We start from the raw sequence: 14,498 nt of genomic DNA on the forward strand, positions 1-14,498 counted from the left end.
CCGAACCGGTGACCCGGCCCTTCGCCCGGCCGGCCGAGCCGGCCCGACCGATCGGGTCGATCAGTCCAGGGCGCGCAGGGCGGTCGACACGGCATCCTCGACGAAGGCCCGGCCAAGGCGGGCCTTGCCCACCACGCGCAGCCCCTGGACGAAGGTGGTCAGAAAGCGGGCGAGCTCGGCCGGATCCTTGTCCGGCGCCAACTCGCCGCGGGCCTTCGCACGCTCCAGCGCGCCGGCGAGCGCCGATTCCGCGAGCCGCAGCGCGGCCCCCACCCGGTCGGTCGTGGCCGGGTCGTCGCCGCGCTCCGTGGCGGCGTTGACCACGAGGCACCCACGCTCCGGGGCGGCGAGATCGGCCTCGACCATGTCGAGCAGGACGCCGCGCACGGCGGTCCGGACGTCGGCGTCCCCCTCCAGCCGCTCCGAGAAGCCTCGCGTGTACACGGAGCAGTAGCGCTCCAGCGCACGGGCGTAGAGCTTCTCCTTGGAGCCGAATGCCGCGTACAGGCTTCCGCTCCCGATCGACATCTCCCCGAGCAGGTCCTGCAGGGACGTCGCGGCGTAGCCGCGCCGCCAGAACAGGTCCATCGCCCGCTCGAGGGCCGCGTCGACGTCGAACTCCCGGTTACGTGCCATGCACCCCACCATAACCGATTCTGGAATGTTCACTCAAATATGATGCGGCGTCCCGCTGCGGCCGAAGACGCCTACCGGCCGAAGGGGTGGCGGGTTCTCCACTTCCGGCACCTTGTTGAAGCTGTAACCATCTTCACCGGCTGATCGATCGCCGTCAGCCGGGCATCGCCGCCCGCACACCCGCTCAGAAAGGGACGTCCCGTGATCACGCGCCGTACGAGAACCGCTTCCGCCGTTGCCTCGCTCGCCGCCGCACTTCTGGCCCTGTCGGCCGGATCTCCCTCGGCCGCGGCCCTCGGCAGCCCCGCCGCCGCACTGCACACCGGTCCACGCCTGACGGGCACGGAGATCCCTGTGGACCTCGGAGACGTGGGGACCTGCCACAACCTGGCGCAAGCGGTCCGGTCCGGCGTGAACGTCTCCGCGCACGACATCGACGTGTTCTACCGCCCCGACTGCCGGGCCGGACTGCCGGGAAGCAGCGGCGACACCTTCTACCGGCTCGGAAGCCTGCACACCGGTGAGTTCGGCTTCGGGGCGGTCAGCTACCGGGTCCAGCCGGCCCACTGAGCACACCGCGCGCGCTCAGGGCTCCTGGAATGGCGGTCGCCGCCGCGGACACGCCCGACTTCCGGGGGGGGCCGCTTCGGGCACGGTCCTGAACCGTCGCGGTCCGCCGAGGGGAGGAAGCGAATCGGCGCGCCGTGCTGAAGATCGGCTCCGGCGCGGCGCGTCTCGGCCGTGGGGGCGGCCCGCGGTGGAGGATGCGGCGGGCCGGCGGCCTGCGGACGCCCGCGCGGCACCGCCTCACTCGAGGAAGAGATCCGGCCATGAAACCTCCCGTAGACGCGCGGCCTCGGTACGCCCGGTGCGCAGCCACCTTTCCTGTCACACGGGCGGCGGCGTGACCCCTGCCCCGGGTGACGACGCGCGACACGGCGCTCGTTACGGCGAGACCGTCTTCCCTCCCGAGCGGGCGGGCGAGGGCGAGCGCATCGACCTCGGCGCCCTGACCTACGACGACGTCACCATGGCGCGGCTGCGGGCACTCGGAGCCGGCCCGGGATGGCGCTGCCTCGACGTGGGTGCCGGCACAGGCACGATCTCGCGGCGACTGTTGGACGAGGCGGGGGTGACGAGCGTGCTCGCCGTGGACCGCGACGTGCGTTTCCTCACCGAGCGACCGGTGCCCGGACTCGACGTGCTGGAGGCCGACGTCACCGCCGGCGACTTCGATCCCGGCCGGTTCCACCTCGTGCACGCGCGCTTCGTGCTGATGCACCTGCCGGAGCACGAGCGCCTGATCGCGGCGCTGTCCCGCCTTGTCGAGCCGGGCGGGGTGCTGGTGCTGAGCGACGCGGTCGACCTGACGAGCGAGCGGACGCCCGGCACGCCGTACACGACGGTGATGCGCGCGATGTGGCAGGGGCTGCGGTCCACCATCGGCACCGATGTCTCGTGGGTGCCGTCGTATCCGCGGTTGCTGCGCGGTACGGGGCTCATGCCGGTCGCCGCCGAGATCCATGTGCCCCCGCTGCTCCCGGGCAGCCCCATCAGCCGCTTCTGGGCGGAGACCTGGGAGCGGAGCAGGGAGGCGATGCTCGCCACCGGCCTGGTCAACGACGCGGACGTCGATGCCGCGGTCCGGTACCTGGGCTGCGACGAATGCGCCGCCCTGTCGGCCGGCCTGCTCACCGCCTGGGGAACGAAGCCGCGCACGACCACGTGACGAGCCCGTCCGACGACCGCGAGGGCCCGGGGCGGCCACCAGGATTGCTGCGGCACCCGGGGGGACCGGGCCGGAGCTCAGTATGCGCGCGCGTCCTCGAATGCCACCCGCATGCCGGGCCGGGCAGGGTCCGCGAGCGGCATTCCCGGCGGGAGCACCCGTGCCAGGGCGCGGAACACCGCCCGTATACGGTGCGCGTCGTAGCCGGCGAGCGTCTCGCAGGCCTGGAGCAGCACGCCGCCGCCGCGCAGCTCCCGCACGGTGTGGAACGCGCCCGTCGCCCGCAGGGCCGCTGCGCCTCCGAGCCGTGCGGCCAGTTCTCCGGGGACTCCCGTGACCCAGGAGTAGCCGCGCAGCAGGCTGCGGGACTCCCTGCGGGACCTGCGCCGGGAGCGGCTCAGCGCGGCCTCCAGATCGGTGCTCTCGTGGAAGTTGAGGTGGTCCACCCGGACGAAGGCCGGATCGGCTCCGTCGAGCGCCACGGCCAGGAAGTCGACGAGGCCGGCGCAGAACGCTGGGTCGTCGATCCTCTCACCGGCCCGGAGCGCAGCGGACAGTTCGGTGCGACTGCCGCGGTCCACCTGGACGGCGCCGACGCGGGCGACGTCGTCGATCCAGACGCCCTCGTCCTCGGCAGGCACGTGGAAGCCTGCCGACGCGTAGAACGGCAGCGGCCGCAACGCCTCGGCGAACACGGGCCAGTCGGCCCGGACGTCCTGGACCCGGAGTTCGCGGCCACCGCCGATCGACTCCGTCACCAGCCCGTGCGAGTCGACGTTCCCTTCCGAGGGGACCAGACGGTCCAGCGCCGTGCGGAACCACTGGACGACGAGATCTCCGCCGGGGACGACGGCCTGTTCGTCCAGCGTGGCCCACAGGGTCACGTCCATGCTCGGCGTCTCGTCTTCCACCTGTGTCTCCTTGTACCGAGAGGCGTAACGGAGGCCGGTGACGGGTCGTCCGGACTCCGACCGGCTCACCCGTGGCGCTCCGGCGGCAGCACCCTACGAGCCGTGCGAACGAGGAAGGAACGCGGTGGTCGCCGGACACCGAGGTCCTCGAACGACCATGCGTGGCCGCCACGAGGGCGTGGGTGCGCAGGACCCGGCGGAGCCGACGTTCATGGAGAAGCGCTCCCCGAGTGCGCCAGGTCCGCCACGCTGCCGTCGTGCGCCCGGGACGAGGCCGGCCCGGACATGCCCCGCTCACGGCCACGGCCTCACAGCCGTCACGGAACATGCCGTTCACGGTGCCACCAGGAACTGCCGGGCGCTCGCTCGTCGGGGGCCGGAGCAGTCCCCGCCGGGTCTGCCACCGCATGAAGGACATCGCCGCCCGGCGGTACGGCAGATGCCGCGGGGCGTTGCCGAACGGGCCGTGGTGGCAACGCCCCACGAGGGCGATGCGCGTCGCCGGATCGTCACGGACCGCGGCGACCTGCTCCTGCGCCCAGGTCGCGGCCGACCCCCCCCAGACCCCGTTCGGTCATGCTCGCACGCGCCCGGACCCGAGGCGACCACGAGCGGGGACTAGCCTGGGGGCATGGCGTCCGCACGGTAGGAGTGGCAGTGGATGTCGATCTGCGCAAGCTGCGCTACTTCGTGGTGGTCGCCGAGGAACTGCACTTCGGACGCGCCGCCGAGCGTCTGCACATCACGCAACCGGTGCTCTCCCGGCAGATCCGGGCCCTGGAACGCGAACTGCACGCACAGCTGTTCGCGAGGAACAAGCAGTCCACCGAACTGACGGCCGCCGGGCACCAGCTCCTGGAGGATGCCCGGCCGTTGCTGGCGCATGCCCAGGCGCTGGGCCTGCGCGTGCGGCGGGCCGCGCAGGGCGCGTCGACGTTCACCGTCGGTTTCATGCCGGGGATCACCGTGACCGGCGCGGTGCGCGCCTTCGCCGCCAGGCACCCCGAGCTGAGTGTGCAGGTGGTGCGGACGTCCTGGGACACGCAGGTCCGGACGGTGCACGAGGGCTCGGTCGACGTGAGCTACGTGAGGCTCCCGGTGGAGCATCGGGGCCTGACGCTGCGCCCGCTCTTCCGGGAGCCCCGCGTGGCCGTCCTGCCGGCGCGGCATCGCCTGGCGGGCAAGGAGTCCATCGGCGTCGCGGAGCTGGCGGCCGAGCGCCTGCTGCAGGATCCCGACGCCGTCCCCGAGTGGCGCGACCTTCCCGAGCGGACCGGCGCCGAGGTGGCGCCCGGATCACGGCCGCTCTTCCGCAGCGTCGAGGAGAAACTGGAGCACGTCGCGACCTCGGGGGGTGTCGTGGTCCTTCCCCTGTCGACCGCCACCTACTACACGCACGCCGATGTCGTCCACGTCCCCATCGACGACATCGGCCCGGGCGAGGTCTGCCTCGCCTGGAGCGCCGGACGGCGCTCCGCGCTGTTGCCCGAGTTCGCGGACGTCGCCGCGGCCCAGTACTGATGCCCTGAGGGCATCACCGCTGACGGAATAGGTCTTGGACGCCGTCCACGACACGGTCCGAGCATGGACGAGCGGCGGAAATCCCGCCGTTTCGCGAAGGGACCGTGAGGACGATGCAGGTATTCATCACGGGCGGCTCCGGCTACATCGGCCGCTTCACCGTTCAGGCGCTGGTCCGGCACGGCATCGAGGTGACGGCTCTGGCGCGCAGCGAGCACTCCGCGCGTACCGTCGCGGACCTCGGCGCCACGCCGGTCGCGGGGACGCTCACGGACTTCGACGTCCTGAGGGATGCCGCCCGCCGGGCCGACGGAGTGATCCACCTGGGGGCCGACTACGCCGAGGGCACCGCCGACGTCGACCGCGCGGCGGCGGAGGCACTCCAGGACGGCGCGGGGAGCCGCCCCTACGTGCACACCGGCGGGGTGTGGGTGTACGGCGACACCGACGGGGTGGTCGACGAGGACGCCCCGCTGCGTCCGCCGCCCCTCACCGCCTGGCGGCTGGAGAACGAGAAGCGCGTGCTGGCCCGGGCCGCCACCGGGGGGCGTCCGGTGGTCGTCATGCCGGGCCTGGTGTACGGGCGTTCGGGCGGGCTCGCCCAGTCGTTCTTCGTCGAGCCGGGGCGCGCCGCCGGCGCCGTGCCCTGTATCGGGGACGGCTCCAACCACTGGGCTCTGGTCCATGTCGAGGACATCGCCGAGCTGTACGTCCTGGCGCTCGACGCCCGTCCCGGTTCCGTCTACGCCGGGGTCGACGACGGCGCGCACCACCGGCTGGCGGAGATCGCCCTCGCCCTCAGCAGGGCCGCCGGATGTCCGGGCAAGGTCGCATCCCTCTCTGTCGAGGAGGCCGTCCGGCGGATGGGGCCCATTGCCGAGGCCTTCGCGCTCGACCAGCGGCTCACCGGCGCCCGGGCCCGGCGCGAGCTGGGCTGGGCACCCGCCCGGCGCGACGCACTCGCCGAGCTCGCCCGGGGGTGAGCCCGGCGGAGCCTTCGCCACGTTGTATACGGATGTAGACTTACAATGTCTACAGTCGTAGACAGGACAGAAGGGCAGGATCATGAACCTGAATCTGACCGGCCGGCGGGCCCTGGTCACGGGCTCCAGTTCAGGGCTGGGCGAGGCGATCGCGCGACTGCTCGCGGCGGAGGGCGCCGACGTCGTCGTGCACGGACGCGACGAGGCCCGGACCCGGAAGGTGGCACGGCAGACCGGCGCGGTCGCCGTCGCGATCGGCGACCTCGCCACGGACGAGGGCGCGGACGCCGTGGCCGCGGCGGCGGGCGAGGTCGACATCCTGGTCAACAACGCCGGGGCGTACGAGCACATCGGCTGGGCCGAGGCCACCTCGGCACACTGGATCCGCGCCTACGAGGTGAACGTGGTGTCCGCGGTCCGGATGATCGGGCGGCTGGTGCCGGGTATGCGGGAGCGCGGCTGGGGGCGGGTGATCCAGATCGGCGGGGGCCTCGCCACCCAGCCGACCGCGGCCCTGCCGCACTACAACGCCACTCTCGCCGCACGACACAACCTGGCCGTCTCCCTGGCGCGGGAGCTCAAGGACACCGGAGTGACGTCCAACGTGGTGGCCCCCGGCGCGATCCTCGTCGACGCGGTGCAGGAGTTGCTCACCACGCTCGCGCCGGAGCACGGCTGGGGCGAGTCGTGGGAGGAGATCGAGCACAACGCCTCCGGCGAGGTCGTTCCGAACGACATCGGCCGCTTCGGCCGCCCGGAGGAGATCGCCGGTGTCGTCGCCTACCTCGCCGGCCCGTACGCCGACTACATCAGCGGCGCCACGATCCGCGTGGACGGCGGCACCGTCCGCTCCGCGGTCTGAGCATCGCCGCGGGCATGATGTATACGCTTGTAGACCATGGCTCACCCGCCTGGTTAGACTGCGCAGCATGGAACAGGAACGGCCCGCGACGCCCGTCGGCGGCCCGGCCGCCAGGCGGCCCCGGAACTCCGCCGCCACTCGTGAGGCCATTCTCCGCTCCGCCACGGAGGCGTTCTCCCGGCACGGCTACGACGGTGTCGGCGTGCGGGAGATCGCGGCCGCCGCGGGGGTGACGGCCATGCTGGTCAACCGCTACTTCGGTTCCAAGGAGCAGCTCTTCACCGAGGTGGTGGAGGCGTCCTTCGCGCCGCCCACCGTCGTCACGGACGACCCGGGCGCGATGAGCGAGCACGTGGCCCGGGCGCTGGTGGAACGGACGGCACCCGGGGCCGAGCACCTCGACCCGTTCCTGCTGATGCTGCTGTCCGCGCCCAACGAGCGCAGCGCGGACATCATGCGGCAGGGCATCGAGCGCCACGTCGGGCGGCGGCTGGCGGAGCGACTGGACGGCCAGGACGTCCGGGAACGCGCCGGACTGGCCCTGTCGGTGATCGCCGGGGTCTGGCTGATGCGCAAGGTCATCGGCGACACGGCACTGGTGCGGGCCGACGAGGAGGAACTGGCCCGGCGCCTGGAAGGCGTCTTCGAGCTGCTCTTCACCGACGGGTGAGCCCCCCGTGTTCGCACCGTCGGGCCCGGGATTCGCCGATCAGGGTGTGTGCCGACGGCGAGGTGTCATCCCCAGGGCCGCGAGGCCGCTCACGGTCATCACCGCGGCGGAGGTCCACCAGGCCAGGGAGAAGGAGTGGGCCGGGCCACCCGATCCGGTGGCGGCGAGGACGACCACCAGGACACTGACACCGAGGACGGTGCCGACCTGTCCCGCCATGGTGACGATCGCGCTGCCGGTGGCGCCCCGGTCCTTGGGCAGGTGGGAGGTGGCGGAGGAGATCAGGGTGGGCAGGGCGAGGCCCACGCCGACGCCGGCCACCAGCCAGCCGGGCAGGACATCGGTGGCGTAGGCCAGGGAGGCGCTCGCGCGCAGGGCCACCCAGGCCGTGCCGAGGGCGACGAGCGCCGCGCCCGTGGCGGCGACGATCCCCGTCGGCATGTGCCGGGCGAGGCGCCGGCCGAGCAGGGCGGCCACGAACACCATCGCCGGGCCGGGGGCCACACCGAGGCCGGTCTCGATCGCCGACCAGTGCCACACCTGCTGCAACCACAGGGTGATACCGAGGAGCTGCATGGCGAAGGCGGCGTAGAAGAGCAGGACGGCGATGTTCGCCCAGGCGAACGCGCGGTCGCGCAGCAGGTGCAGATCGACGACGGGTACGGCATGACGGGCGGACCTGCGCAGGCACAGCGTGAGCGCGCTCGCGGACACCGCGAAGGCGGCAAGGGTGGCGCCCGCGCCCCAGCCCCACTCGGGACCTTGGACGAGGCCCAGCGCCAGCGCACCGATCGCGACCACGAGAAGCGCCCCGCCGAGCAGGTCCGGCAGGCGCCCGTCGGCCCCCCGGTGTCCGGCGGGCAGCAACCGCGCGGCCATGACCAGGGCGACGATCCCGATCGGCAGGTTCAGTAGGAAGATCCACTGCCAGGCCGCCTGGACGAGCAGGCCGCCGACCACGGGGCCGGCCGCCGCGGCCAGCGATCCACTGGCCGCCCAGATCTGCACGTGCCGGGTGGCCTTGCCGGGTGGCGCCGTGGCGAGGACGAGGCCGAGGCTCGCCGGCGTGAGGACGGCCGCTCCGGCCGCCTGCAGGAAGCGGAAGGCGACCAGCACCCACAGGTTGCCGCTGAGGGCCGCGCCCAGGCCGGCCGCGGTGAAGACGCCCAGGCCGAGCAGGAAGCCGGCCTTCTGCCCGTAGCGGTCCACCATGCGGCCGGCGGGCACCAGCAGGGCGGCGTAGACGATCGCGTATCCGTTGAGGATCCAGCTCAGCCGGGACAGCGACGTCTCCCCCACCCCCTGGCCGATGGGCGCCAGCGCGACGTTGACGACGAAGGCGTCCAGGGCGGACAGGAACACCGAGGTCGCCAGCACCGCGAGCACGAGTCCCGCGGACGGCGTCCGGCGGTCGCGGAGTCCGGGGACCTGAGGCCGCGTCGCCGATTCCGCGGCCCGTGCCGCCGGTGGGGGTGAGGTCATGACTGCTGCTCCAGAACACGGAGGTGCCGCACGGGCGCATCCGCCCTTAAGCACACCGATCGGTCTACTTGAGCCTCCGACCCTAGCGGAGGACTCCGCTTAAGTAAAACGATCGGTATCCTCGAAGCATGAGCACTGCACCCTCCCCCGCACGCCGCCGTGGCCGCGGCGCCCGGGAGCGGATCCTGAAGGCGGCCACCGATCTCTTCATCGCCCAAGGGGTCAACGCGACCGGCATGGACCAGCTGTGCACGGTCGCCAACGTCTCCAAGCGCACGCTGTACGCGCACTTCGCGGGCAAGGACGACCTGGTCCACGCCTACCTGAGCGGTCTCCAGGACGCGCTGCTGCCCGACGGCTCGTCCTCGGCGCAGGGCGGCCCGAGTCCGCGCGAACAGCTCCTCGCCGTCTTCGACCACCGACCCGACGTGTCGGGCAAGCCGCTGCGCGGCTGTCCCTTCCTGGGCGCGGCCGTCGAGATCCCCGACCCGGAGCACCCGGCCCACCGGCTCGCGGCCGCCTACAAGAGCGAGTTCGCCCGGCGGCTCGCCGACCTCGCACGCCGGGCCGGCGCCCGTGCGCCGGAGGAACTCGGCGAGCAGCTCGCGCTCCTCTACGACGGCGCGGCGGCGCGGGGCACCGCCCTCAACAGCACCGAACCCGCGGCCCACGCGCGCGCCATCGCCGTGGCGCTGATCGATGCGGCGATCGCGGCGTCCGACGAGGGTGGGGGCGGGTAGGGCCGCGCGGCGCGGGCTTCCCCGAGGGGCGGGCGATCAGCCCGCGGACGCGGGCTGCCAGGTGCGGGTGGGCACGACCAGCGGGCCGCCCGTGACGGGGTCGGGCACCACGACCGAGGAGAGGCCGAAGACGTCTTCGACGAGCTCGGCGGTGACGACCTCGTCCGGCGGCCCCTGGGCGACGATCCGGCCGGCCTTCATGGCGACGAGGTGGTCGGCGTAACGGGCGGCCTGGTTGAGATCGTGCAGGACGGCGACGACGGTACGGCCGCGCTCGTGGTTGAGCCGGCGGACCAGGTCCAGGACCTCCACCTGATGGGCGATGTCCAGATAGGTCGTGGGTTCGTCCAGCAGCAGGAGCTCCGTGTCCTGCGCCAGGGCCATGGCTATCCACACGCGCTGCCGCTGGCCGCCGGACAGTTCGTCCACCGGACGGTCGGAGAGGTCGGCGGTGTCCGTACGGGCCAGCGCCTCGGCGACGGCCCGCTCGTCCGCCTCCGACCACTGCTGCCACCACTTCTGGTGCGGCTGGCGGCCACGGGAGACGAGGTCGGCGACGGTGATGCCGTCCGGCGGGGTCGGGGACTGCGGCAGGACACCGATGGTCCGCGCGATCCGCCTGCCGGGGACCTCGGCGATCTCGGCGCCGTCCAGCAGGACCGAGCCCCCACGGGGTTTCAGAAGCCGGCCCAGCGCGCGCAGGACGGTGGACTTGCCGCAGGCGTTGGGACCGACGACGACGGTGACCTTGCCGTCGGGTATGTCCAGGTCGAGGCCCTCGACCACGGTGCGGTCCTCGTACGCCAGGGTCAGATCGCGCGCCGAGAGGCGGCTGACGGGCGGACGGCTCATGAGGAGGTGCCTCCGGAACGGCTACGGGTGCGGACGATCAGCCACATCAGGTACGGAGCGCCCACCGCGGCGGTGAGGACGCCGACCGGCAGCTCGATCGGGGAGAACATACGGCGGCCCAGCAGATCGGCGACCACGACGATCAGCGAGCCGGTCAACGCCGAGGACAGCAGCGGGATCTGGGCCGTGCGAGTGAGCCGGCGCGCGATCTGCGGGGCCAGCAGGGCCACGAAGTCGACGGGGCCGACCGCTCCGGTCGCCACCGACGCCAGGACGACACCGAGCGCGGTCAGTCCGAGCCGCACCCGGTTCAGACGCACGCCCAGGGCGGTCGCCGTGTCGTCGTCGAACGAGGCGCCGCGCTGGGCCCGAGCCGCCCACAGGACGGCGGGGACCGCGAGCGCCATGACCAGCGCGAGCGGGGCTGCTTCCTCGTAACCGCGGCTGTTGAGGGAGCCGGTCAGCCAGACCTTCGCCTGCTGGGCCACCAGGTAGTCGCCCTTGGTGAGGAAGAGCTGCGTCAACGAGCCGAGGGCCACCGACACACCGATGCCGACCAGCACGAAGCGGGAGGACTGGAGCCCGCGCCGCCATGCGAAGGCGTAGACCAGCACGGCGGCGACGACGCCACCCGCGACGGACACGTACGGAAGGGCGTCGGCGGCGACGGCGTTGAAGGCCAGTGCGGCGACGGTCGCCGCTCCGGCGCCGTGCGTGACGCCGATGACGTCGGGGCTGGCGAGCGGATTGCGGGCGACGGTCTGCACGAGCGCGCCTGCCAGGCCGAACGCGGCTCCGGCGAGGAGCCCGACCACCAGCCGCGGCAGGCGCAGCGTCCCCACCACCAGTTCGTCGGGGCTCGACCGCCCGAACAGCACGCGGACCACCTCGGCGGGCGGCACGAAGGACTCGCCGACGCACAGGTACGCCACCACCGCGCCGGCGAGCAGGACCGACAGCGCCGCGGCGACGACGACCGCCCGTCGATGGAGCAGGAAGCTGGCGCGGCCACCGCGCAGCACGGCGTGCCCGGCCGGGCGGACCACGGGCCCGCTGGGGCGCGTCCCGGGATGTCCGGGGAGCCCGGCGTCGACCTCGGTGCGGCTCATGCGGCCACCACCGTCCGGCGCCGGACCAGCGCGATGAGGAACGGCACCCCGATCAGGGCGGTCATGACGGCCGCCGGAACCTCCGAGGGCGGGAAGACGACGCGGCCGAGGACGTCCGACCCCAGGATCATCACCGGCCCGAGCAGCGCCGCCATGGGCAGCACCCAGCGGTGCGCCGTGCCGACCAGCGCCCGCGCGATGTGCGGCACGGCGAGGCCGACGAACGCGATCGGGCCGACCGCGGCCACCGCGGCACCCGTGAGCACGGTCGCGCCCAGCGCCCCGAGCAGGCGCGTCAGCGCCACGTCGTGCCCGAGGGCCTTCGCGGCATCGTCTCCGAGGGCGAGGGCGTCCAGTCCCCGGGCCATCACCGCGACCAGCAGCAGGCCGGCCAGCAGAAACGGCCAGAGCTGGCCGGCGACCTCGCTGCCGCGCCCGCTGATCGACCCGATCTGCCAGAAGCGGAACTCGTCGAGGACACGGGCGTTGGTGGTGGCGATCCCGGAGACGAGGGCGGCGAGGAAGGCGTTCATCGCGGCGCCCGCCAGCGCGAGCTTGACCGGTGACACCCCGTCGCGTCCGCCACTGGCGACGGCGTACACGCCCACCGCGGCCAGCGCGGCGCCCGCGAACGCGAACCAGACGTAGCCGTTGATCGTGTGCACGCCGCAGAAGGCGATCGCGCACACCACCCCCACCGCGGCGCCCTGGCTGACACCGAGGATGCCCGGTTCGGCGATGGGGTTGCGGGTGAGGCCCTGCATCACCGTGCCGGCGAGCCCGAGGGCGACGCCCGCGAGCACGCCCACGACCGTGCGGGGGGCCCGCAACGCCCGCACGACCTGGGCGTCGTCGCTGCCGCCGCCGTGCAGCAGTGCCTGGAGCACCTCACCGGGCGCGATCTGGCGGCTGCCGACGGCGAGGCTCAGCAGCACGGCGAGCAGCAGCATCGCGGCACCGGCCAGCAGCCAGGCGGCCCGGCGACGGGTGGGGGTGGGTGGCGACATCCGCCGGGCTCACTCTCTCGTGCGCGGGTCGGTCAGCCGGCCAGGTACTTCTGGAGGTCGTCGAGCACCGCGTCGGCGGCGGTGACGCCGAGCCCCAGGTACCAGGTCTCGTCCGGCACGTCGTAGGCGTGACCCGCCTTGACCGCCGTGAGGTTCTTCCACAGCGGGTTGCCCTGGGCCTTGCTCTTGTCCGTGGCCTTCGGGTCGCCGTAGACGCCGCTGAAGATCCAGTCGGCGTCCGCCTGATCGATGTTCTCGGCGCTGACCTCGGCGGCAAGGTCCTCGATGTCCTGGTTCTCGGGCCGCGGAATGCCGAGGTCCTTCAGGATCGTGCCGATGAACGAGCTGTTGGCGTAGAGCCGGACCACTCCGTCGGGCATGTACCGGACCATCGAGACGGTCGGCTTGTCGGGGCCCAGTTCGGCGGCGAGGGCCTTCACGCGCTTGTCGTACGCGGCGAGGTTCGCCTCGGCCTGCGCCGTGCGGTCCAGCGCGGCGGCGTTCAGGAGGTAGTTCTCCTTCCACGGGAAGCCGGGGCGGATCGAGAAGACCGTCGGCGCGATCTGCGACAGCTCGTCGTAGGAGGCGGCGGCGCGCAGCTGGCTGCCCAGGATCAGATCGGGCTTCAGGGCCGCGATCGCCTCCAGGTTGAGGCTGTTGATGGTGCCGATGTTCGCCGGGGTCCCGGCGTCCTTCTTGAGGTACGCGGGCAGTTCCGGGGAGCCTTCGCTCGGCGCCAGGCCGACGGGCTTGATGCCGAGCGAGACAACGTTGTCCAGCTCGCCGACGTCCAGGACGACCACGCGCTCGGGCCGGGCCTTGATCTCGGTGGTGCCCATGGCGTGGGTGAGGGTGCGCGGCCACTCGCCGGGCTTGGCGTCGGTGCCGAGTTCGGCGGTCTTCCGCGCCGCGTCGGCGAAGTCCTCGCCGCCCATGGCGACCGACTTCGAGTCCTTCGTGCCGGATCCGGCGGCGGCGGACGTGCCGTCGTCCTTCCCGGACGCACCGCTGCCGCACGCCGTGAGGGAGAGCGCGGCCGCGAGGGCGAGGGCAACGACCGCTGGGCCGCGGCGTCGACGGGACATGGGGCGCTCCTTGCTGTGATTCAGCTTTGAACAATTAGGCGAGCCTTACCTTATGTGAAGCCTGTGGGCGGTTCGCAAGGGGTGCCTGGGGCGCCCGGGAGCCGCTCCAGTACGTTCGTCGCCATGGCGATGACGCGACGGCCGCTCGACGGCGACCTGGTGGAACGCATGATCTCGCTCGCGGACCTGCCGTGGAGCCGTCGGGCGTACGAGGAGGCCTTCGTCCGCAACGGCTGGCACATGGAGGAGGACGGCGAGATCGTCATCGGATGGCTGGACGCGTGGCCGGTCGCCGGGGACGAGGGGGTGGACGACTGGTGGCTGCTGCTCGGGGAGTGGCCGGGCTGCGAGGAGGGGCCCGACGTCGCGTGCGAGCACCCCGCCTGCCGCGCGGACTGCTTCGTGCTCCTGCCGTTCGCGTTCTTCGCGGACCCCGGCGACCCCGAGCAGTGGGAGCGCGAACAGGGCCCGTTCTTCGCCCGCGCCGACTGCCTGCCGCAGGCATCGGCGGCGGACTTCGAGGCCGAGTACCTGCGGGCGGGTGAGCTGCTGCGGGCGCGGCTGGGCGAGCCCCTCGCGGAACCCTCGTACCGGCCCGACGGCGCCGAGAGGTACGAGGTGTGGGAGCGCGGCGGTTCCTGGGTGGTGCTGCTGATCGAGCCCGACCCGCTCTCGTACCACGCCTACGACCAGGCGGCTGTCGAGGTGCGCCCCCGCGTGTGAACCGTGGACGGTTCCGGTGGCCGGTGCGGCCGCTCAACCGGAGGGGCCGCCGGTGCCTCGCCTCTGCTCACCGGTCAGCCGGGTCGCGAGGTGGTAGGCGACAGTGACGCCTTCGTACTCCTGACCGGGGACGACCCTCTCGGGGAGGTTCGTCCGGTCACTGCGGCTCGTCGACTCCCGTTCCCCGG

Annotated in this window: 15 protein-coding genes; 8 read left to right on the top strand and 7 right to left on the bottom strand. The window is 72.9% G+C overall.

Annotated features, from left to right (window positions below):
* Positions 1-60 precede the first annotated feature (60 nt).
* Entirely contained in the window at positions 61-636 is a 576-nt protein-coding gene (locus ACZ7LV_RS17200) for a TetR/AcrR family transcriptional regulator (RefSeq protein ID WP_471940145.1), read from the bottom strand.
* A gap of 201 nt (positions 637-837) precedes the next feature.
* Here ACZ7LV_RS17200 and ACZ7LV_RS17205 point away from each other — a divergent pair, with 201 nt between their 5' ends.
* Positions 838-1,206, top strand: a complete 369-nt coding sequence (locus ACZ7LV_RS17205; RefSeq protein WP_471940147.1) for a hypothetical protein — start codon at positions 838-840, stop codon at positions 1,204-1,206.
* A 334-nt stretch (positions 1,207-1,540) separates the two neighbouring features.
* Positions 1,541-2,365, top strand: coding sequence for a class I SAM-dependent methyltransferase (locus ACZ7LV_RS17210; protein WP_471940149.1), 825 nt, complete (start codon positions 1,541-1,543; stop codon positions 2,363-2,365).
* Between the two features lie 77 nt (positions 2,366-2,442).
* Here ACZ7LV_RS17210 and ACZ7LV_RS17215 read toward each other — a convergent pair whose 3' ends face one another.
* On the bottom strand, positions 2,443-3,276 hold the full coding sequence (locus tag ACZ7LV_RS17215; protein WP_471940151.1) for a hypothetical protein: 834 nt from the start codon (positions 3,274-3,276) through the stop codon (positions 2,443-2,445).
* Positions 3,277-3,933: 657 nt separating this feature from the next.
* On the opposite strand from ACZ7LV_RS17215, the gene ACZ7LV_RS17220 reads away from it, so the two are divergent.
* The 4 genes from ACZ7LV_RS17220 (at position 3,934) to ACZ7LV_RS17235 (ending at position 7,312) form a co-directional block, all read left to right on the top strand.
* Positions 3,934-4,797: a LysR family transcriptional regulator gene (locus ACZ7LV_RS17220; protein ID WP_471940153.1), complete on the top strand. Its 864-nt coding sequence runs from the start codon at positions 3,934-3,936 to the stop codon at positions 4,795-4,797.
* A gap of 113 nt (positions 4,798-4,910) precedes the next feature.
* Complete coding sequence (locus ACZ7LV_RS17225) at positions 4,911-5,780, top strand: NAD-dependent epimerase/dehydratase family protein (protein ID WP_471940154.1); 870 nt, start codon at positions 4,911-4,913, stop codon at positions 5,778-5,780.
* Positions 5,781-5,862: 82 nt separating this feature from the next.
* Entirely contained in the window at positions 5,863-6,642 is a 780-nt protein-coding gene (locus tag ACZ7LV_RS17230) for an SDR family NAD(P)-dependent oxidoreductase (RefSeq protein ID WP_471940156.1), read from the top strand.
* A gap of 67 nt (positions 6,643-6,709) precedes the next feature.
* Entirely contained in the window at positions 6,710-7,312 is a 603-nt protein-coding gene (locus ACZ7LV_RS17235; RefSeq protein ID WP_471940157.1) for a TetR/AcrR family transcriptional regulator, read from the top strand.
* Positions 7,313-7,351: 39 nt separating this feature from the next.
* On the opposite strand, the gene ACZ7LV_RS17240 is transcribed toward ACZ7LV_RS17235, so the two are convergent.
* Positions 7,352-8,794: an MFS transporter gene (locus ACZ7LV_RS17240; protein WP_471940159.1), complete on the bottom strand. Its 1,443-nt coding sequence runs from the start codon at positions 8,792-8,794 to the stop codon at positions 7,352-7,354.
* A 128-nt stretch (positions 8,795-8,922) separates the two neighbouring features.
* Here ACZ7LV_RS17240 and ACZ7LV_RS17245 point away from each other — a divergent pair, with 128 nt between their 5' ends.
* Complete coding sequence (locus ACZ7LV_RS17245) at positions 8,923-9,534, top strand: TetR/AcrR family transcriptional regulator (RefSeq protein ID WP_471940160.1); 612 nt, start codon at positions 8,923-8,925, stop codon at positions 9,532-9,534.
* Between the two features lie 36 nt (positions 9,535-9,570).
* Here ACZ7LV_RS17245 and ACZ7LV_RS17250 read toward each other — a convergent pair whose 3' ends face one another.
* From ACZ7LV_RS17250 to ACZ7LV_RS17265, 4 genes are read right to left on the bottom strand one after another with little or no spacing between them, the layout of a single operon-like run.
* Positions 9,571-10,386 (bottom strand): ABC transporter ATP-binding protein, encoded by an 816-nt coding sequence (locus ACZ7LV_RS17250; protein ID WP_471940161.1) that lies wholly within the window; start codon positions 10,384-10,386, stop codon positions 9,571-9,573.
* Entirely contained in the window at positions 10,383-11,495 is a 1,113-nt protein-coding gene (locus ACZ7LV_RS17255; protein WP_471940162.1) for a FecCD family ABC transporter permease, read from the bottom strand. Before ACZ7LV_RS17255 ends, ACZ7LV_RS17250 begins: the two co-directional genes overlap by 4 nt.
* Positions 11,492-12,502, bottom strand: coding sequence for a FecCD family ABC transporter permease (locus ACZ7LV_RS17260; RefSeq protein ID WP_471940164.1), 1,011 nt, complete (start codon positions 12,500-12,502; stop codon positions 11,492-11,494). Before ACZ7LV_RS17260 ends, ACZ7LV_RS17255 begins: the two co-directional genes overlap by 4 nt.
* 32 nt (positions 12,503-12,534) lie before the next feature.
* Positions 12,535-13,587, bottom strand: coding sequence for an ABC transporter substrate-binding protein (locus tag ACZ7LV_RS17265; protein WP_471940166.1), 1,053 nt, complete (start codon positions 13,585-13,587; stop codon positions 12,535-12,537).
* A 123-nt stretch (positions 13,588-13,710) separates the two neighbouring features.
* Here ACZ7LV_RS17265 and ACZ7LV_RS17270 point away from each other — a divergent pair, with 123 nt between their 5' ends.
* A complete protein-coding gene (locus ACZ7LV_RS17270; protein ID WP_471940168.1) occupies positions 13,711-14,310 on the top strand; it encodes a hypothetical protein in 600 nt (199 codons plus the stop codon).
* The last annotated feature ends 188 nt before the right edge of the window (positions 14,311-14,498 follow it).

This window comes from Streptomyces sp. NPDC107562, assembly GCF_055657325.1.

What these genes read in the sequence shown, in the direction of transcription:
- ACZ7LV_RS17245 (WP_471940160.1), top strand. Translation starts at nt 8,923, where the DNA reads ATGAGCACTGCACCCTCCCCCGCACGCCGCCGTGGCCGCGGCGCCCGG.
- ACZ7LV_RS17260 (WP_471940164.1), bottom strand. Translation starts at nt 12,502, where the DNA reads ATGTCGCCACCCACCCCCACCCGTCGCCGGGCCGCCTGGCTGCTGGCC.
- ACZ7LV_RS17200 (WP_471940145.1), bottom strand. Translation starts at nt 636, where the DNA reads ATGGCACGTAACCGGGAGTTCGACGTCGACGCGGCCCTCGAGCGGGCG.
- ACZ7LV_RS17255 (WP_471940162.1), bottom strand. Translation starts at nt 11,495, where the DNA reads ATGAGCCGCACCGAGGTCGACGCCGGGCTCCCCGGACATCCCGGGACG.
- ACZ7LV_RS17270 (WP_471940168.1), top strand. Translation starts at nt 13,711, where the DNA reads ATGGCGATGACGCGACGGCCGCTCGACGGCGACCTGGTGGAACGCATG.
- ACZ7LV_RS17265 (WP_471940166.1), bottom strand. Translation starts at nt 13,587, where the DNA reads ATGTCCCGTCGACGCCGCGGCCCAGCGGTCGTTGCCCTCGCCCTCGCG.
- ACZ7LV_RS17250 (WP_471940161.1), bottom strand. Translation starts at nt 10,386, where the DNA reads ATGAGCCGTCCGCCCGTCAGCCGCCTCTCGGCGCGCGATCTGACCCTG.
- ACZ7LV_RS17225 (WP_471940154.1), top strand. Translation starts at nt 4,911, where the DNA reads ATGCAGGTATTCATCACGGGCGGCTCCGGCTACATCGGCCGCTTCACC.
- ACZ7LV_RS17230 (WP_471940156.1), top strand. Translation starts at nt 5,863, where the DNA reads ATGAACCTGAATCTGACCGGCCGGCGGGCCCTGGTCACGGGCTCCAGT.
- ACZ7LV_RS17235 (WP_471940157.1), top strand. Translation starts at nt 6,710, where the DNA reads ATGGAACAGGAACGGCCCGCGACGCCCGTCGGCGGCCCGGCCGCCAGG.
- ACZ7LV_RS17240 (WP_471940159.1), bottom strand. Translation starts at nt 8,794, where the DNA reads ATGACCTCACCCCCACCGGCGGCACGGGCCGCGGAATCGGCGACGCGG.